At 40.7% G+C, this 19998-nt stretch carries 19 protein-coding genes; 5 read left to right on the top strand and 14 right to left on the bottom strand.

Annotated elements, in window-relative coordinates; all coding sequences use genetic code 11:
* Positions 1 to 25: 25 nt before the first annotated feature.
* Positions 26 to 790 carry a helix-turn-helix transcriptional regulator gene (locus tag AB4111_RS26055; RefSeq protein WP_124117316.1) on the top strand — a complete coding sequence of 255 codons (765 nt, stop codon included), beginning with the start codon at positions 26 to 28 and terminating at the stop codon, positions 788 to 790.
* A 129-nt stretch (positions 791 to 919) separates the two neighbouring features.
* Positions 920 to 1432, top strand: coding sequence for a GNAT family N-acetyltransferase (locus AB4111_RS26060; RefSeq protein WP_411735843.1), 513 nt, complete (start codon positions 920 to 922; stop codon positions 1430 to 1432).
* 130 nt (positions 1433 to 1562) lie between these two features.
* Here AB4111_RS26060 and AB4111_RS26065 read toward each other — a convergent pair whose 3' ends face one another.
* Positions 1563 to 2606, bottom strand: a complete 1044-nt coding sequence (locus AB4111_RS26065; RefSeq protein ID WP_442033803.1) for a 2,3-butanediol dehydrogenase — start codon at positions 2604 to 2606, stop codon at positions 1563 to 1565.
* 116 nt (positions 2607 to 2722) lie between these two features.
* On the opposite strand from AB4111_RS26065, the gene AB4111_RS26070 reads away from it, so the two are divergent.
* Positions 2723 to 3628, top strand: a complete 906-nt coding sequence (locus AB4111_RS26070) for a LysR family transcriptional regulator (protein ID WP_442033804.1) — start codon at positions 2723 to 2725, stop codon at positions 3626 to 3628.
* A gap of 178 nt (positions 3629 to 3806) precedes the next feature.
* Here the strand turns inward: AB4111_RS26070 and AB4111_RS26075 are convergent, their stop codons facing one another.
* From AB4111_RS26075 to AB4111_RS26100, 6 genes are all read right to left on the bottom strand, one after another.
* Positions 3807 to 5561 (bottom strand): methyl-accepting chemotaxis protein, encoded by a 1755-nt coding sequence (locus AB4111_RS26075; RefSeq protein WP_442033805.1) that lies wholly within the window; start codon positions 5559 to 5561, stop codon positions 3807 to 3809.
* Between the two features lie 298 nt (positions 5562 to 5859).
* Entirely contained in the window at positions 5860 to 7212 is a 1353-nt protein-coding gene (locus AB4111_RS26080) for an amino acid permease (protein ID WP_442033806.1), read from the bottom strand.
* A 174-nt stretch (positions 7213 to 7386) separates the two neighbouring features.
* On the bottom strand, positions 7387 to 7656 hold the full coding sequence (locus AB4111_RS26085; protein WP_442033807.1) for a hypothetical protein: 270 nt from the start codon (positions 7654 to 7656) through the stop codon (positions 7387 to 7389).
* 15 nt (positions 7657 to 7671) lie between these two features.
* Positions 7672 to 8847: a hypothetical protein gene (locus AB4111_RS26090; RefSeq protein WP_442033808.1), complete on the bottom strand. Its 1176-nt coding sequence runs from the start codon at positions 8845 to 8847 to the stop codon at positions 7672 to 7674.
* Between the two features lie 94 nt (positions 8848 to 8941).
* Entirely contained in the window at positions 8942 to 9661 is a 720-nt protein-coding gene (locus tag AB4111_RS26095) for a YiiX/YebB-like N1pC/P60 family cysteine hydrolase (protein ID WP_442033809.1), read from the bottom strand.
* 325 nt (positions 9662 to 9986) lie between these two features.
* On the bottom strand, positions 9987 to 10442 hold the full coding sequence (locus AB4111_RS26100) for a GNAT family N-acetyltransferase (RefSeq protein ID WP_442033810.1): 456 nt from the start codon (positions 10440 to 10442) through the stop codon (positions 9987 to 9989).
* Positions 10443 to 10623: 181 nt separating this feature from the next.
* On the opposite strand from AB4111_RS26100, the gene AB4111_RS26105 reads away from it, so the two are divergent.
* Together AB4111_RS26105 and AB4111_RS26110 are read left to right on the top strand one after the other, a co-directional pair.
* The gene (locus AB4111_RS26105) at positions 10624 to 11199 is read left to right on the top strand and encodes a GNAT family N-acetyltransferase (protein ID WP_442033811.1); all 576 of its coding nucleotides are present in this window, start codon (positions 10624 to 10626) and stop codon (positions 11197 to 11199) included.
* Positions 11196 to 11543 (top strand): DUF1801 domain-containing protein, encoded by a 348-nt coding sequence (locus tag AB4111_RS26110; protein ID WP_442033812.1) that lies wholly within the window; start codon positions 11196 to 11198, stop codon positions 11541 to 11543. Before AB4111_RS26105 ends, AB4111_RS26110 begins: the two co-directional genes overlap by 4 nt.
* A 163-nt stretch (positions 11544 to 11706) precedes the next feature.
* Here the strand turns inward: AB4111_RS26110 and AB4111_RS26115 are convergent, their stop codons facing one another.
* From AB4111_RS26115 to AB4111_RS26145, 7 genes are all read right to left on the bottom strand, one after another.
* The gene (locus AB4111_RS26115; protein WP_442033813.1) at positions 11707 to 13011 is read right to left on the bottom strand and encodes a DUF1963 domain-containing protein; all 1305 of its coding nucleotides are present in this window, start codon (positions 13009 to 13011) and stop codon (positions 11707 to 11709) included.
* A 144-nt stretch (positions 13012 to 13155) separates the two neighbouring features.
* On the bottom strand, positions 13156 to 14334 hold the full coding sequence (locus tag AB4111_RS26120) for an alanyl-tRNA editing protein (protein WP_442033814.1): 1179 nt from the start codon (positions 14332 to 14334) through the stop codon (positions 13156 to 13158).
* 264 nt (positions 14335 to 14598) lie between these two features.
* On the bottom strand, positions 14599 to 15990 hold the full coding sequence (locus AB4111_RS26125) for a Rid family hydrolase (RefSeq protein ID WP_442033815.1): 1392 nt from the start codon (positions 15988 to 15990) through the stop codon (positions 14599 to 14601).
* A 14-nt stretch (positions 15991 to 16004) separates the two neighbouring features.
* Complete coding sequence (locus AB4111_RS26130) at positions 16005 to 17363, bottom strand: class I adenylate-forming enzyme family protein (RefSeq protein WP_340910089.1); 1359 nt, start codon at positions 17361 to 17363, stop codon at positions 16005 to 16007.
* A gap of 46 nt (positions 17364 to 17409) precedes the next feature.
* Positions 17410 to 18201, bottom strand: a complete 792-nt coding sequence (locus AB4111_RS26135) for an ABC transporter permease (protein WP_442033816.1) — start codon at positions 18199 to 18201, stop codon at positions 17410 to 17412.
* Between the two features lies 1 nt (position 18202).
* The gene (locus tag AB4111_RS26140; RefSeq protein ID WP_442033817.1) at positions 18203 to 19012 is read right to left on the bottom strand and encodes an ABC transporter permease; all 810 of its coding nucleotides are present in this window, start codon (positions 19010 to 19012) and stop codon (positions 18203 to 18205) included.
* A 4-nt stretch (positions 19013 to 19016) separates the two neighbouring features.
* Positions 19017 to 19997: an ABC transporter ATP-binding protein gene (locus AB4111_RS26145; protein ID WP_442033818.1), complete on the bottom strand. Its 981-nt coding sequence runs from the start codon at positions 19995 to 19997 to the stop codon at positions 19017 to 19019.
* Position 19998 lies beyond the last annotated feature (1 nt).

The following is a 19998-nucleotide window of genomic DNA, read 5'->3' on the forward strand; positions in this document are numbered from 1 at the left end:
AAGAAAAGGTGGATAAATCCGTCCTATGCAAAAGCCACTGAAACATTACCTGTGCGGCAAGTTCATATCCGACGGCAACTGGAGCCACATGAGACGCAGCATGCCTGTTCACGAGATCATTTTGATGCTGGAAGGTGAGATGTACATTGCGGAAGAAGAGGAACAATATGTAGTTCGTGCCAACGATCTGTTGTTTCTGCGCGCGGGTCGCACCCACTATGGCTACCAAATCAGCGACGCCCCCGTCAGCTTCTACTGGGTTCACTATGATGCCATGCAGCCAGAATTCAACCAGTTTAGGACACATGCCACCATTCAGGTACCTTCCATGGCCAATCAGTTGTTTAAGCAGCTGCTGCATGTGTCATCCTTCTCACCGGAGGAAGCCGACGCTGCTTTGTTATTGCTGTTCAGAGAACTGGAGCGGAATATAGAGGCGGATTATCGCCCGCACAATGCAATTGTGGACCATATCTGCAAGTGGGTCGATATTCATCTGCATACAAACATCACGGTGAGTCAGATTGCAGAAAATTTTAATTTTAACAAAGACTATATTTCCAAAATGGTGAAGCGCGAGAAAGGTACTGGACTCAAAACCTATATCCTCACCGAACGTATTCGCCGGGCGAAACAGCTGCTGCTGAACACCAATGCCAGTGTAAAAGAAATTGCCGGACAGTGCGGCTTCTCCGACTACAAACTATTCCTGCGCATGTTCAAGCAATACGAAGGCAATACGCCAACCGAATATCGCAATCATCTGTATTCCACACAGCTCAATCGCTGATATGCTTTGATCTATAGAAATGACTGAGTTTACTATAGAATATTTGAATCAATCGGATTGAATCCGTTATGGTAAAATGCAAGAAAACGATATTCCATACTTAACCCATAAGAGAAGGGGAATTATTAGATGACAACGGCTGCCGTTACGATTCATCCTGCCACAGAAACGGACCATCCAGAGATTGTAGATATCCTTATTGCAAGTTACGCCGAGTATCGGGAGACTTTTGAGCAAAATGAACGCTGGGAGGCCTACCTAAAAGATATTCGAGAGTCTGTGGTTAATCCGTACCTGACACAATTATGGATCGCCAAGATTGATGATCAGATTGTCGGTACAGTCCAATTATTCGAAACAGCGCGCAAGGCTTATCCAGACTTTGAATTACCAATCGATTATCCGTTTATTCGGCTGTTAGGTGTTGATCCAAAATGGAGAGGTCATGGAATCGCCAGAGAATTGCTCCAACAATGCGTGGAATCTGCCAAGGACATGGGCAAAAATACGGTGTATTTATATACGGGCGGTCAGATGGTCAATGCCATCCGTTTATATGAGCGTTTCGGATTCTATGAGGATGAGGAATTCAGCTCCGAGAGTAGCGGGGGTAAGGCGATCTGTTACCGTTATGATTCCTAGTGAAAGATGCGTGTTCTACTTGAATAACGCGAAAAAGACCATTCATACGGATGAACGGTCTTTTTCGCGATCTAAAACTTATACTTCAATTACGTTGATATGAAAATCTATCTTCGTTAGCGAACGGTTTTTAGTCGCCAATCTCCACCAAAATCTTCGCATGGCTCTTGTCGGTCATTAACAGCTCAAGTCCTTCCTGCACGATATCGTCCAGTTTGATTTTCTTGGTGATGACCTGTTTCACATCGAGCGATCCTTCCGCAATCAATGAAATCACTTCAGGGAAAATGTGGCGATAGGCCAGCGTTGCCGTTAAATTCGCTTCCTTGACAAGAAGATCGAAGAAATTCACTTGAAGCGGGTTCGGAATTGCTGCGATGACAACAACTTCTCCACCTTTTTTGACAACCGCAACCGCGCTGTCCATCGTTGGTTGCACACCGGCTGCTTCATAAGCCACATCAATGCCACCCGATTGTTGCAAGATCACCTCGGTTGCATTGACTTTGGCACTGTTCACCGGGATCGCTCCCAGCTTGGTTGCCAAGTCCAAACGTTCCTCAAATACATCGACTGCATAGATTTCAGAGGCTCCTGCTGCTTTGGCAGACAGAATCGTCAATAATCCAATTGGACCGGCTCCATATACGGCTACCTTATTCCCCACTTTCAGCTTGCTATGACGAACCGCGTGAAAGGCTACTGCCGTAGGCTCAACGAGCGCGCCTTCTTCGAAAGTTACGTTATCCGGTATGGAATGAACCATGTAGGATTCAACAACAACATACTCCGCAAAACCACCATCACCATTCAGTCCAACGAATCCAAATTGAGTACACTGGTTATAACGCCCCTGGATACAGTACTCACATGTTCCACAATGGTACAACGGCTCTACCACGACTCGATCCCCTACACTGATACCGCTTACATTACTCCCCAATTCACTCACGGTTCCTGCAAATTCATGACCCAATGTCAGCGGCGCTTTCTGTCCTGAGAGCGGATGATTCTCGCCTTCTTGAATGCCCACACCATGATGATAGGCATGCAAGTCACTGCCGCAGATCCCTGCATATTCCACTTTGATTTTGACCTGACCCGCTTGAGCGACCGGAACCTCCCGTTCTTCCACACGCACGTCTTTATGGGCATACCATACTGCTGCTTTCATGAAGTTCATCCCCTTTATATGATTGTCTATATATTATATCGCTGTTCATGTATTATTCATATTTATAGATACTAATGTTAACATTAGTTGTATTAATGCTAAACGGAGATGAAATCATGAATCTGGAACAGCTCGAATATGTCGTTGAAATTGCAAAAACGCAATCATTCTCCGCCGCCTCGGAGCATCTGCATGTCACACAATCGGCGATCAGCCAATCGGTTCATCGTCTGGAGAAAGAATTGGGTATCATCCTGTTCGAACGCTCGCGGCAGGGAACTCATCCCACTCCCGAAGGTAAACAATTCATTGCCAAGGCACTGGACATTTTGCAGCGGATTGATGAATTGAAATCCCTGAACGCAGAAACGTCCTCTCTTAGCGGAGAGCTTCATGTGGCTACTTTTCCAAGTGTCATGCCCTATCTTGTCCAGTCTGCTGCAGATATGAAGCGTGAGCACCCGCAACTTAACATCTCGATTGAAGAGAAAGGGTCCATGGAAATTATCGAGGATATCCGGAGTAACAAAACCCATCTGGGCTTTATCGCGATCTATGCCAAACAATTGCGGGAATTCGATGGACTTCACTTCAGTCCCATGTACTCGGGCAAGCTGGTGGTTGGTACTCATCACCTGTCTGAACTTGCCAAACACAGCCGTGTTTCACCTGATCAATTAAAAGAACACAAGCTGGCACTCTATCGAGATGGTTTCATCGAAGACTTCATCAGGGAATTCACCTATGATCATGGGTCTCTGTCCATTCTGTTTAAAACAAATAATTCAGAAGCCATCAACATGGTGTTACGAAATGATATTGCCGCCACGATTGGTCACGACTTTTCCTTTTACCAAAATCCATTATGGAAGGAAGGTCTGGTGAAGATGGTAGAGATCGCTGGAATCGATCAACCGAAAATGCAAATTGGCTTCGTGCAGACGGAATCCAAGGAGGCCGCCGTAGCCGCAGAACGATTTGCCCGACGCTTCAGACAGGCGATAGAGCTGGATCATCTATAAAAGTGATATGAAAAGTAAAAAGTGCTCCACGCCTCTGAAGGAAGTTTGGGATACACACCAACTTCTCCAGGAACGGAGCATTTTTTTTGCATTACATCGTTACACTGGCTTACAATAAACCCGGCTCTTTTCTGACTACCTCTTGGATTACTATTGGTACTGGTATACCTTATTCAAACTATACTTTCACTTTTCGCACAGCTTCGCTCATCTCGTTGGTCTGCTGCTCCAGCATGGTGGAAGTCTGCGCCACCCTGCTGAACATAGCCGACTGTTCACGCATCAAGCGATAGATTTCATCCGAATGATCCGAGACCCCGGCTGAGATCTGCGAGATCGTATTGACGGAGGCTGCGGCCTCTTCCGATCCTGCCGAGATCTCCTCTGCTGCAGCGGAGACTTCTTGAATGCGACGAGTCACCAGTTGGAACGCATCAACCACATGGGCGAAAGCTTGCTCCGCTTCTACGGTAATCGTAACACCTTGTCCAATCTCCTGTGCGGTAACCCCCATCTGTGACCCAATCTGCTGTGATTCTTGTTGAATGCGAAGCAGCAAGTCGGAGATCCGTTCCATAGATGTGCTGGAGGCCTCAGCCAGCTTGCGAACTTCATCCGCCACAACCGCAAAACCTCTGCCATGTTCTCCTGCATGAGCTGCTTCAATGGATGCATTAAGCGCAAGCAGCTTCGTCTGACTCGCAAAATCACGAACTGTGTGCAAGGCACCACTAATTTCCTGGGAATAATTGTTCAGCACCTGAACCATCGCTACAACATCACCTGAGACATGGGAGATGCTCTCCATCTGTGTTTTCATCATTGTCATGCTCTGTTTACCGGACTCTGCTGTGGCAAGCGCACTTGTTGCTGCATCCGATACAATCATGGAGGATTCGGAAATGTCCGTTATGCCTTTGGCAATCTCCTCCATCGCATTCGCACTATCGCTCGCACCCTGCTTCTGCGTATGCGCCCCTTGCCTAATCTGTTCGACTGACTGATCAACCGTCTTGCTCATCTCAATCATCTCTTCAGTACTGCGATTAAATTCCTTCGTTGATTCCGATAAAATATTAGTGGTTACTGCCACGCCTTCAACCATGTTACTCACGATCTTGTTCAAGTTGCCGGACATATGTATCATCGCTTGATATGTGGTTCCAATTTCATCTTTGCTTTTCAGACGATACGACGTCAAAATTTGGTTGGCTTCTGCAAGCTCGCCCTGCGCCATTTTTTCCACACTCGCCTTCAGCGGTTGAAGTGGTCGCAGTCCCCTTACGATAAACGACATGACAACGGCAATACCTATCAGGGTAATTAGTAGCAATAAGGCATAGAAGGGAATACTCGATTTCATGATATCCGATTCAATGTTTCCGATCACCGATACCGCTGTATCAATACCAATTACACCTGTTACAGTGCCATTACTATCGAGCATAGGAGCATAAGAGGAAATATAGTCGCCATACTCCTCATTATTAATGATTGAAGAACTGGCTGTTTGCCCCTGCAACAGCTTCTGTACAGCCTCCTGAGGGACATCCGTCACTTCATTAATCGGTGAGGCTTTACCTGCATCCTTCATGCCGTCCACCATAATAAGCGGGGTACCTTTGTCATCTATTTTGACGAAATAGACATACATTGCACCGATGCTTACGCGAAAATCATCCAGTTCATCACGAATCTTCAAGAATGCGTCATTCTCTTTGGGATCCTTGGCAAACTCGGCATAAGATGCTGTATCCAGCTGATTCACATAACTCTGAGCAATTTGGATATTGTAACTCGAAATTGCCTCCTGTGCAGCCAGTTTCATATTGGCCACCTGTAACAGCATGCTGCCAACAGCTATAATCGTCATGGCCAGTGTAACGACTGCAACAATGCGTACAACCAAACGTTTTCTAAAAAAACCGATCATCCGCTCCTCTTCCTCTCCCGTGAACCCAAGCCTTTTTGACTAGGCGCTACCCAAAAAACGCATGCTTGAAGCACTAAGTATGGGAAAATAGTAAACGAATATGTCGAATTAGGCAAGAAAATATTGGGTTAACATAAAAACGCTATCATGGCTGTGGTAGCTTTGTAGGATGGAACTGCATTTAGGCTTAATTTCTCAGAAATGTCTCAGCTCCATGCATTTATAAGAAAAGAAAAAACACCCCGGCGCACGCGCCGAGATGTCATGTTATTCTTTATTTGCATACTACCCATTCATACTAAACTGTTCGTCCATTCGTCTTCCTGAATCGAATCAGAGACCAGATAATCAGCAACGCAAGCACGGCAAGACAGATGCTAATGCTGAACCGATTACCTTCATCAAACACAAACATCACCGCAATCACACTAAGACATAGTACAACGACTCCGGTTATGTAAGGGAATCCCCAAACTTTGAAGGTCGGTTGAACGGGATATTTCTTCCGCAGTTTCAACTGTGATGAGGCAATACAGATCCACACAAGGATTACGACAAACCCCGGAACTGCGAGCAATACGCGGAACAGTTGATCTTGCGCGAACAGGCCAAGCATGGAACCTCCGAGCAATACAACCGCGCACACCAGCAAGGTATTAACCGGGCTGCCGTTGCGATTTGTCTTTGATAATGCCTTCGGAGCTTCACCACCCACTGCCATGGAATGCATCATCCGGGATGCACCGTAGATCCCTGAATTCGCAGCGGATAGGACTGCTGTCACCAAAATAAAGTTCATTATGTGTGCCGCTCCTGGTAGTCCCGTTGAGGCGAGCACCTGTACAAACGGACTGCTCTCCGGCCCAATCTCATTCCATGGGATCAGACCACAGATGATGAGAATCGGCAAGGTGAAGAACAGAATAATTCGGAGCATGAAATTGCCCACGATTTTGGGCATCACTTTTTCTGCATTTTCAGTCTCGGTCAGAGTCAGACCAATCAGCTCCGATCCCCCATAAGAGAACATGACCACAAGCAGTGCCGAGAAGATCGATGACCATCCGTTCGGGAAGAACCCGCCTGCTTGTGTGTAATTTTGCAGATAAGGAGTGTTATCACTTGGGATAATGCCAAAGATCAACCCTGCACCCAGGAAGATAAAAATAATGATCATGGCAATTTTGATCCCGGCCAGCCAAAACTCAAATTCCCCGAACACACCCACACTTAGCAGATTAACCAGTATAATGAACGCCGCACAAGCCAGACTCAGCATCCACAGCGGTACTTCCGTGAACCAATACTGCAAAAAGCTCCCGGCAGCAATCACCTCAATGACACATACCGATAACCACAGAAAACAATACATCCATCCCATAACAAAGGATACTCGGCTACCGAATGCCTCCTGCACGAAGTCTTTCATATTTTTGTTCTTGTACACCGTAGCCATCTCCGCCATCGCGGCCATAACGACCAACAGCAATAATCCAGCAAAAATGTACGTGACAATAACGCCCGGACCTGCGAGTCCGATCGTCTCTGCGCTGCCTTTGAAAATCCCTGTACCAATGACACCACCCATAGCCATAAAACTGATGTGTCTTGGTTTAAGCTTCTTCTGTAGTGTTCCTTCTGTCTGAGCCAATTCAAAGTCCTCCTGATGTAAAAAACGTCTGTAATGCTGTCTTGTTTCATAGACATAATGTCCAGTATACCCTATTGTCCATCAATCAGCCCAGAAGTTCCTTATGGCCAATTTATTCTATAAACAAACTAAAAACAGCCATATTTCAGGCTGTCACTTTGTAAGTATTAAATTTTATTTCTTGAGAAAACCCAAAAACTTGTATACAAGAAAAGTAGTGACACTGTAACCTATTCCGTACAACACCCACGCACCAATATTTGCTTTTAGAGTAGATGCATTGCTAGCTATAAATAACAATGGTAACAAAAAAGAAATACACATTCCTAGAAAAATGTTGAATTTACCATAAAAAAATATAGTTCCAATTAAAATAGCAATGATAGGACATATTATAAAAACTGGTATAAGTGGATTAAGATCATTTGCAAACCAATAAATCACGTCCATACCTCCCGTTTAATAAACGTTAAAAAATTTTATTATTTCTTTATCTGATCGATAACTCAACGGTATAATGATTCCCTCCTCTCCTGTTTCCAGATTGTATTCACGTATTTCTCTAGTTCTTTCGGATGGGATTCCCTTAACAAAATCATACAATATATATATTTGGTTTCCAATGATTTTTATACCTGAAATATTCCCTCTGTCAGATTTTCTCTGTTTAATAAATTGTTCATCTTGATTCAATTTGATCATTTTTCTCTTAAATTCCGATCCATTGAATTCAATAAAACTAGAATTGGTTGATATTACATAAAGCTTATTATTAAATATTTGTGTATCAAAAACATCAAAATTTTGCTGTGAGATGCTTATTTCTTGCTCAAGCTCTCCACTGCTAGGATTAATAATCTGCATAATAGGTTTGTACTGAGTTTCTTTTGTATTCCCGTCCAGGATAAGGATTAATTTATCTTGATATATTTGTAATGAAGATCCATTGTTCTGCCCAGCTGGAAAATAGCCTTCGAATTGATTGAGATGGTTATCTATAGGTATTGTTTTTATTAATTTATTATCCAATAAATCGATCACATATATTCCTAGTTTGTTATTATTCCCGTTGAAAAAGAGAGCATATGCCTTGTTATTTTCTTCAACAACCGATTGAATATATCCTAATAGTTCAATGTTACTATTTTTAGAACCGTCAAAGTAAACTAACTCACTTAAATACTCATCGGGAGAATATTCAGGATTAATTCCTACATTCATGGAAAAGAACATATGCTTCTCGCTACTTCGTGAAAACGCTGATCCTATATTTCGATCCTTCTCATATTTTTCAGGCCCGAAAAGTAAATTAACTTCTCCATCTTGACTTAAAATATAATGACGATTTTTACGTTCTGACATCAAATAATAATTATTTTCGAATTCTGAAAAATGATATATCGCTTGACCCTCTTTAAATTTTTTTTCATTTAATATATTTCCACGAGTATCATACCTTATTATCTCAAATCCCTCATCCATCGCATTTGAATATATAACAGCAAATTCAATGTCAGCGTTAGTGTCAGTTGCTTTTATTCCCTGAAATGGTGTTACTAGGAGTATGAGAATGGTTATCATTGCAAACATACTAATGAGTGCAGTAGCAATAATTTTTTTCTGTTTAATACTCACCTTCTTAGCAAATCCTCCCTTATGAAAGAGAATCAGGAGTGAAGATTGCATTCACTTCTTCCTCACTCTGATTCCCTAAAATTTCTATGGATATTTAGTTATTATAGTAGATCAGTGTATTCCCCGATTTGGCTATTTCCATCGGAGTTACAATAGGATCTATAGTTACATAATCTACATCGATACCTTGTGTTTTCCAAGCTTTCCACACAAGTTGAGAACAATAAAACTTATCTTCAGTCCAAGGATTCACAAAATTCCAGTTATATGGTTTCCCTATTTGTTGTGCAGCATAACTTGCTGCTTTATTATATTGAGTCGCGGTTGCACCTTTTACATTCATAGCATATACATTGGTACGATTTCCCCAATCATTTGTGTGATATTGAACACCATCATCAGGGAACGATTCAACAGTCCGTGTATTAGCTATTGCAACAATTGCAGCATGACCTGGATATCCAAAATTTATGCCCCAAGAACTTGCATTGTACGCAACTAAAATGTCGCCATATGTACCTAATACAGTAGATGCCGCAACTTTTTCGTTATTCGGAAGCACCGAGAGTATTTTTTGGTCATTTTGTGCTTTTCTCTCTAGTCCCCCATCACTTAGAAATTTGAGGTCTTCAGCATTTTTACGTTGTAAAGTAAGAATGTCCTTGTCAGTCATACCAGCATCTTTCATTTTCTGATAGACATTCATGTCAGTTTTAATGGATACATCTTCACTAGCGCTTACATGGCTAGAAGGGAAAATAAGAATACTTAGAGCTAAGCTCATTGAGAGAGCTATTCCAACTATTTTTTTCATTTTTAATTCCTCCTGAATAATTAGTGAGTTTAGATTGTTTCCCTTTTGTTTCTTTGAATCCTTTTAATTCCTTTAGGAACCCCTTATGAGAACACCTCCCCATTAAACTTAAATATTCTATATTTGTATTTTAGAACCATAATAACCATACACCTCCTTTTTATTTAATTATGTAATATTTGTCACAAAAAAAATATTCTTCAATTTTTGCAACCGATCAACAGTTCAAAACTCTATATATGAAAAATCCCCATAAAGTGAAAGACGCGATTTTTTCACGCCTTACACTTTACGGGGACTTAAGAAATATAAGGAACATCTCATATCAGATTGTTTTTGTCATAAACGCACTGTTCGGGTCCAATGTATAATCCGCGAATGGTTCGCAGTATTCAAATCCGAAGTCTTCGTACAACTTCCGTGCCGGGATAAATGAATCCATTGAACCCGTCTCCAGACTAATTCGCTTATAGCCACGCTCTGTGGCAACCTCCATAATGTGAGCCAAAATTTTTCTCGCTACGCCTTTTCTCAAGTGGGCCGAAGCCGTACGCATCGACTTCAATTCGGCATGTTCCGGATCAAGTTCTTTGATGGCCCCGCAACCGAGCAAGTCGTCCCCTTCCCAAGCACACCAGAATGTAATTTCAGGTTTCTTGAGTCCATCCAGATTCAGCGCATGAATACTTTCCGGAGGCGAATCCGCTGCCATCCCTTGCAAGTGCTCTGCGATTAATGCCTTCACATGTACTCCACTCAAATCATCCACTTTAATCTCCAAAATGTATCACTCCTGCTGACATTTTTATTGGTTCTATCACTGAATGCATTTCGATTAATTCATCTTACTACCATGTTAGGTTTCATGACAAGATGCCACTTATATGCAATAAAATGTTCTATTGTGATTCACCTATTATTTCCATTATGATGAGGCTATCAGATGCCAAAAGGAGAACCCTATGACACTAACAACGGATAACTTGTTTTATAGCACACGATTGAAAATGACACCCCCACGTGCTGACGATGTGCAGACCATGCTGCAATGGAACGAAGACCCTGAATACCTAAGGAATGTGGATACTGATCTTGCCATTCCCTATTCAGAGAAACAGTTGGAAGATGAGGGCGAGACAAAGAACAAGGAAGTGTACTTCAGACTTCGCACGCATGAAGAGGATACGCTGATTGGTTTTGTCGTCATTCACAGCATTGAATGGAACAACCGCTGCGGACAGCTTGCCATTGGCATCGGACTTGCCGAACATCGCAACAAGGGATATGGCACGGAAGCGTTGAATCTTATTTTACGATATGCGTTCCACGAGATGAATCTGGACCGGGTTGGTCTTGATGTCATCGCTTACAATGCCAAAGCGATTCGCTCCTATGAGAAGGTTGGTTTTCAATTGGAAGGTCGGGCACGTTCAGCTGTATATCGTGATGGCAAACGTTACGACCGCTTAATGATGGGAATCCTAAGACCAGAATGGGAAATACACAATCAGATCCATACGGAGGGTGAACAAACATGACCAAGAATGCAGAAGTTACTGCGTTTATTGAACAGATTCAGATCCCCTGGCAAGTACAGGTCGCTGAACAATTACGCCAAATGGTGCATGATACCATCCCAGACGTGCAGGAACGCGTGCAATACAAGAAACCTCATTTTTTGAAAAACGGAAAGTACGCTGCGGTCATCTCTCCATCCAAACAAGCCGTGTCCTTCACCATCTTTCATGCAACCGGACTTGATCTACCCGATGGCATATTTGAAGGCCCGGAAGAACGCAAAACGATCAAGCTCAAGGAAAAAGATACGCCGGATTATGAGTGGTTGGCTGGTTTGTTAAAGCAGGCATCTGCAGAATTGTAGGAAAATCTGACGTACATTATAAAGGCATCCCATGAAGTTCAAGAACTTACGGGATGCCCCTTTGTTATTGTCTGCTGCGACTGTCATTCCAACCTTAACAGCGGTGTAATATATTACTAATAAGATGATTGCTTATAATAGCTTTTAATCATAGCTTCCACCATCAAGATTGCTGGTACGATACGGCGGTCATCTGACACTGCTCACATATGAACATGTAATACATACCCTCACCGTATTCCTCAACCTCGCCCCAATCCAATTGTGCGACAGCCTTCATTCTCGCGAAACAGCGTGGACATGGTGGATACTCTGCATCCTGAACCCAACCCGGATGGCCCCCAATCTGAGATAGCGATGGCTCCATCCCCCACTCACTGGCATGGAATGCATGACGCGATGTATTCGCAATCCGAAACTGCCGGCCAACATCCGGTGCAAGTTTACCATAGTCGTCCAGGTCAATCTCGTCCATTCCCACATGCATGACATTATGAGAACTCCATAACGGTTCCCCTGCTGCGTCCAGCTCCATGTAAACCACACCATAACTGCTGCATATCACGCAAGTCTGGATCTGAAGTTGCTCGGTATGCCAAGACACGTTCTTCAGAGCTGGATGCTTAACATCCAGATTAATTAAGGTCGTTAACGCACTACCACACCATGGACAACATTGAGCGCTCGGGGTCAGCATCGAGAGCGAATCTCCGGTTATTGCCACGTTACTTGCTTCACTTTCTGTTACTTTATAGAGTGAATAACTTGGAGTGGTGAATAACGCTCTGCGCTGCCCGTCTTTCGTAAGCTCCCAACCCGCCTCAGAAGTGTAATGCTCAGGTGCCACGTACAATTCGCTCGACCAAGATGGCGGAGATTGTCTCCATTGCCGGAACTGCTGCACGACAACAACATCCCCGATATGGGCCAGCATGAGCAATATGTGGTTCCGATTCTCATCATCGGTGTTCACCTGCTGCAAGAGCCGATCTCGCACTGCTTCCGAGGCACTCTTATACAAAATCGCAGGATAATAGATCTCCTGTTCCAACAGCTCAGGAATTTCGTTGGTCAACGATATATCATGGTAGCAAACGAGGTATATCAGGATGTCTTTGCCGGTATCTTCATCACCTGCATGAATCCGTTGCATCGCATAATCCTTCATCTGATCTTGTTGCTCTACAGACAAGGAGAGATATACTTGTTCCTCGGATTGTTCATAGGGTACATAACGAATTAGAGGATCGCGAACCTGAGGTTCATGCATGATTTTCAATACTTCGACCGGGTCTGTGATACCTGCATATAAGTTCACGTCACGTCGATTCGCTTCAATGTATCTCTGCCGCTCCTCGCGCTCCATCTCCTGCTTGCAAGGCATGCAAAACCCACCTGTTCTGGCAGCCGTTGCTGGCAAAATGGTGTTTGCACATCCCTCCCGTATACACGGAATTCGTTCTGTCATCGTCCAACCTCCTTCAACGATTGGCAATCGTTCAACTCATGTAACCCATGTCCATCGATATCCATGGAAAACACGCCACAACAATGTGACGTGCTTGTCCCACTCATATTCCAATACTGCCTGTTTCGTAAAGGAAAATGAGAATCAGTGATGTCCCAACTGGTCCCTGGTGAATTCGTAAAAGGCAAGCGCATCTTCACTGCTGGCAAAACCTGCCTGAGCCATTTTCTCACTGCCTCCACCTTTACCCTGATAGGCTCCAAGATTGCCTTTGAAGAATGGTCCACAAGCCCATTCGGGCGGCTGTCCGTTCTGTGCCAGAACCACTTTGGCCTCGGAGATACTAGCAAAGAGCACAAGACCTTCATGATCTGCCGTCAGCTTGGCAGCCAGGTTCTGCATATCCTTGAGCGATTTGTCTTCAAAGACCTGAGCAATCACTAACCCTTCGCGAGCAGCCAGAAGTTGCTCTGCATAGTAAGCATCATTGGTTGTTTTCACTGCATTCAGCTCGGTTTGCAGCTGCTTTTGCTCCAGTTCCATTTTCTCAATGCGCTCCAATAATTCGTCCTTGCTGGTCTTTAATTTAACCATAATGCTATTGAGCACATGTTGTGTGGATGTGAATTCATTCAGCACCCTTGTTCCACATTTGAAATAAATGCGAGTGCCGCCCTTCACTTTTTCGGTCTTCAACAGTTTGATAATGCCGATCTCACCTGTCGCCGACACATGGGTTCCGCCGCAGGCATTATACTCCACACCCTCAATCTCGACGATTCTAATGTCTTCCGTTACCGTAGGTTGCTTCACCAGTGGTAACTGGGCAGCCTCTTCAGTTGTAACCCAGGACGTGTTGATGCGAGCGTTACGATAGATCTGGCGATTCACTTCTTGTTCAATGGCGGTCAATTGATCCGCTCCCAGTTCAGATGCAGCCACATCAATCGTGTCATACTCCGAACCGAGATGGAAACTGAGCGTCATCGCTTCAGCCATTTTCAACGATACTGCAGATAACAAATGCTGTCCCGTGTGCTGCTGCATATGATCGAATCTTCGCTCCCAATCCAGCACACACTGTACCTCGTTCTGTTCAGGGTTGCGCTCCAGCTTATGCCACACCTCTCCATCTTCGACGTTCACATCCAGAACAGCGATGCCGTCAATTTGTCCCAGATCACAAGGTTGTCCGCCCCCATGCGGGTAAAAAGCAGTCTCCGCTAGCGTGACATATACACCGTCTTCCTTGTCCACTTTGCCTGTAATTGTTGTATGCCACTCTCTTGTATAAGCAGAGTCATAATAGATTTTTTGAGTCATTAAATCATCCCATTCCCTTCTCGTTCAAATGGTATTTTATCGATCTGCACCTAACCTTCAGATTACACTATCTGGAACCGCTAATCCAATTTCTAGGCACACGAGATTGATCCTTCATGTCAAAGAAGACCGCTCTGTAGGCCAAGCTACAAAACGGTCTCCTTACTTATATCCACGTTTAGTGTAATGTCGTTTTTCATCATTAATTAATAATTCTTTTTTACCCTATATAAAGAAAAAAATGCTGTTGGATCTGAACAATTTTTATTTTTTAATGTTTATCAAATCACAAATCAAACGTATCGACTCAAAATTCTCTAGTAAAAGTTCATCATTATTAAAATTAATGTCAAAGGTGCTTTCTAAGTTAACTATTAATTCAATTGTCTTTAACGAATCCATCCCTTTTGATCTTAAATTCTCCTCTAGTGAAATTTCTTCATGGGTTTGAAGAAGTTTTCTAATTATATCCGTTACTTCATTACTATATCCATTTTGAATTTCATCAATTCTTTCTTGTTTTTTATTCTTTTTGATCACTCCATCGATTTCACACAATAAATCCTGTCTGCATATGTCTCCTATCACGAAGGTGCTGCTAAAATGAGGTATGTTCATTTCCTGCATTACTTGTTGGAAGATTATGTAGTATTCTTCCGATTTAAAGAAACACGTCGATTGAACAAAATCTTTAAATGTAAGATCATGAACACTTAATAAACTTCCAATATTTGTTAAAGTTTTTTGGATCTGTTTATATGGGTCATCTTTAAATACAGTCTCTCCGTTTTGATCTACGCTTGCCGTACCTGAAAGTTGGATTTCAATATGATTATCTGAGTCAATACTTAAGGCTCGGGAGAAAGTGGGTTTGAACAAGTAGCTATCACCTTCTGCCTCATTTAAAAGTGGTGTGTATATTCTATCAATTTTAGCATATGTGCTCATTTTCTTAATGCACATTACATCAATCATAGCAGTTGACCTATTATCTGTTATACCATGTATACATGTACTTGCCGGTAGTACATTAGAAGATGAACTGTAATCTATGTTACTTTGTTCAAAGAAAATCCTGCGTGCTTCATTAAAATTAACATAATTATCTTTAATATCATTTAAGTAGATCCAAGTCCTTACTATGTCACCTTCTGAAAATTGAGAAATATTTAATATACCTTTTAACTGCTCAAACATTACATTAAATTCATTCGTTCCATACCTTGCATCAGATGCTAACCCCATTAGATATAAATATTCTTCGTTTAAATCTATCATTTTTGTCCCAATTATACGGTCTTCAAACTCAATATACTCAATTTTAACTTCTTTATTGAGACTACCTATCCCCATGATAGTTATACTGGACATAAAAGAGTTAAGGGCAGGATTTCCTTCTATGTAGGACAAAGGCCACTGGGGAAATTTTTCTCTTTCTACGCTTCTTTTAATATCAAGCACTTTGTCCTTGAAAGATAACTGTCCAAAACATTTTTCGTAAACTACCTGGATACCATTCTCCGTTAAATACTTATTCAAATTTGAGTATTCTTCATGAACCATTGATTCATTAAGTGCATGATTTAAATCTAATGTAATATAAAATTGTGTGAAATTCGGATATTCAAATAGGTTAATTTTGATATTGTTAAGCATGATAAAACATCCTCCTAAAGATTAATGACTTCTGCATCAGAGATATTAAACAAGCTTTTCTTATCTATTTTCCCGCTTAGTGTTCTCGGAAAATTAGAAATGAAGACTAGTTTGTTCGGTAACTTATAATCTGCAATTTCTAATTTACAGCCACTTAGTATATTTAAGTTATTTCCATCTTGGGTTTTGGCAATATATGCTGTGATCTTCTGGTCAGGATTTATCATAACTAAAACTTCTTCCACTCCATTAATAGTTTTAATTTGATTTTCGATATCAATCAAATAGTATTTTATCCCTCCCTTAATTATCAATGAATCTGATCTTCCTTTAAGGAAAAGTAGACCTGAGTGCTCATTTATTTCTCCCACATCACCGGTTTTTAGCCAACAGTCAGTAAAAACCCCGGTTTCTACACTTGTTAAATAAGGATTTTCCTTCAATTTGACCATTATTGCATTATCTACTATTTTTATTGGGAGCAGTGGTTTACCAACACTAGAAATGTCTTCACCTAAAAAATCTACTGCAATTACTCCAGCTTCAGACATACCATAGAGTTGACCTATGTTAACACCAAACTTCTCATGAAACTTTTCTTTTGTAATGTTTGATAGAGTTTCTCCAGCTGATATAGCCATTCTTATTTTCTTCACAAAAATCACATCACTATAGTTTATGGTCGATTCAATTAGTGAAAAATGATAAGGCACCCCATATACAATAGATACTTTATGAATTTTGATATTTTCAACAATTTCTCTGGTTTTGTAAGAAGTTAACACTATCTTTGCACCAGTAAATATGGAAGGTAATAACCCACTCATTAATCCAAAAGAAAAAGTAATAGGCGAAAGTATCATAACTACATCATCTTTTCTCACACTAATGGAAGGAGCAGTATAACGTATCAATTCTTCTTTTATGGAATCAAAAGACCTCCCAATAATTTTAGGTTTACCAGTAGATCCTGATGTAGATAATATCAAGGGAGGCCATTCATTATGATTCGTATCACTAATAGTATCAAACATGACGTTAAATTCATGTTCGAAAGTCAAGAAGTTAGTCCCTACTGCATATATGTGTGAATTTGGTCGAATTTCATCAAATAAATTCGCCCTCTCTTTATCTTTTATCCTGGCGTCTACAATGAGAACGCTAGCCCCAACTCCCCATATTGCGAATATAAGTTTGATAAACGAAAGGGAGCTAGGGATTTGAAGCGCCACTACATCCCCCTCTTGTATTCTCTTTTCTTTTAATGTGCTCATTGTTTCATTTACTGACTCAAAAAAGTCCGAATAAGAGATTTGGAATTCTAAACCAGAGTAGAAAGCATTCAAATTATTGATATTTTTTTCATATAACAATGTAAATAATTGTTTAGATTGATTACTAATAATGATTCTCTCCTTTTCAATTCCCTGTACTATTGTAATGACGTATAGAATACAACCAAAACAAGAATACTAGGGCAAAAAATAAAATTGATGGTAATATTGTAAATTGACCAATAAATCCGAATCCGTTCTCATCTTTATTTAGAATTGCATTTGCTGGGTAATAACTTATAAATGCTATAGGGAATACAGTGAATATCCATTTCGCCGTTTTGTTAAATACCTCTATAGGATAAGTAAGATAATTAGAATTTAGTGTCCAACCAAAACGCACTAAAGCACTAGTATCAACAATCCAAAAACTTAAAGAAGACCAAAAAAGCAATAAAGATGCTTGTATAATAGAAGCACCAACTATACCTTGAATCAATAAAAAGATATTCTTTAAACTCCACTCAATATGCAAATGATAATTGCACCAAACAAATAATACGATTCCACTTGCTATCTGAGCAATTGATGTAAGTTCTAATCTGCCACATAATACTTGAAATAATGTACTGTGTGGACGAACCAAGAGAATGTCAAAATCTCCGTTACGGACGAAAACTGAAAAATCTCTGAACCCTGCAAAAAAGGTAATCATTATCCCATAAGACAATACAAAGAACATATAAATGAAACTTATCTCATATATATTCCATCCGCGGATGTTATCATAGTGACTTAAAGTAAGCCAAATGGCAAAAAGTTGAACTGCATAATGGAATACAACAGTAAATATGGTTAGAAAATAATTAAATCTGTACTGTTGGCTAGACCTTACCTGTAAGATCATTGATCTAATGTATAATCTTAACCCGCTCATCTCATCCTCCATTTATAGCTAAATTGCTAACTATCTTTTTCCACATCATACTTCCGATAAATGTAGTAATCAGAATCCAAATGATTTGCAACATAAATGCCTCAATGGTTTCGGTAGTAGAAACTTTCCCCAGATAAATATTCAATGGTAAAAAAACAATCCCCGCAAACGGAAGATACTTAGTTATTGAAAAAAGCCAATCCGGGAAAAACCATAATGGAACAATCGCCCCTGAAAGCAAACGAATGGTCTGGTCTTTAAAGACACTTAAACTAAATAATTTAGTGATCCAGAATGCAGCCAATGCAGTTATATAGTTGAGATTGAATAGTAGAATATATGAAAGAAAGATACTAAGAATAAATAATAAAACCGCACTAAAACTTTTTGGCAGATCTATCCCAAACAAGAAATAGATCAACACATAAAGTGGAATCGTTTTAATTAACAGATTGTTAAAATACCTTCCCAGTTCCTGTGCAAACAGGTACGTCCTTAATTTAATGGGTCTAACCAATTCTATAGCTATTTCGCCGCTCAAAATTCTGCTCTGGATATCCCAAACGAATTTCATATCGATCTGTGCTACAATTTTGGTCAGCCCTACATAAGTAATTAAAGTTGCTAGACTAGTGATATTCTGAGAAGGATTATCTTTGAAAATTGTTGTCCAAAGCATTATGCTCAATAAAACAAAAATTAAGTCTACAACAATATCAATAATATAGTTTGTTCTAAAGACCATAGAATTCAAAAAAGTTTGCCGGGCGATTATCAAATTACTTTTTACTGATTTTGAAATCTCCCTCATCTCTTCAACTCCTAATTTCATAAACTTGTCTTACTAAATGTTCAATCTTAGGTTCTTCTAATTGAAAATCAATTACAGGGTACCTTGCGGATAAATCCTGCAGAATTTTTGGTGCTGATACTGCTGATTTTTCAAATATAATTTTCACTATGTTTCCAGCTTGAGAATGAACTGTACCAAATGGAGTATAAATATTTTGTATAGGCTCTTCAAAATGAACAGTAATAACTCGCTCATTCCCAAAATCATCCATAAATCCCCTGACAAAACCGTCATAAATTAGTTCTCCTGAATTGATTAAAAGCAATCTTTCACACACCTGCTCAATATCATCCATGTCATGCGTAGTTAGTATAATAGTTGTTTTATGTTCTTTATTTATTTCTCTCAGAAATTTCCTTATCTGTTCTTTGGCCACTACGTCAAGCCCAATAGTTGGCTCGTCTAAAAAAACTATTGAAGGACTATGTAGAAAGGCAGCGGCTACCTCAGCTCTCATTCTCTGTCCCAAGCTTAATTGTCTTACTGGAGTTGAATAAAATTCATCCAGTCTCAATAATTCAATCATTTTTTCTTTATTCAGTTTAAATACATTATCAGGAACCCTATATATATGTTTAAAGAGTTCAAATGACTCACGGATGGCTAAATCCCACCATAGTTGAGTACGCTGACCAAATACAACACCTATATTTTTTGCATTTTTCATCCTATCTTTATAGGGTTCAAGTCCGTTGACGAGTACTCTGCCTTCAGTAGGAGTTAAAATACCTGTGAGCATTTTAATTGTAGTTGATTTTCCAGATCCATTTGATCCAATATATCCAACTGAATCTCCCAATTTAATCGAAAAATTTATATTTTTAACAGCATCTTTTTGTACCCAAACCGGTTTAAAAAGGTCTTTTAACCCTCCTAAAGTCCCCTCCCGTTGATCTTTTCTTAAATATGACTTACTTACATTTTCTACTTGTATTATGTCCATC

Origin of the sequence: Paenibacillus sp. 2KB_22 (assembly GCF_052115745.1) — a bacterium.
Taxonomy (GTDB): Bacteria; Bacillota; Bacilli; order Paenibacillales; family Paenibacillaceae; genus Paenibacillus.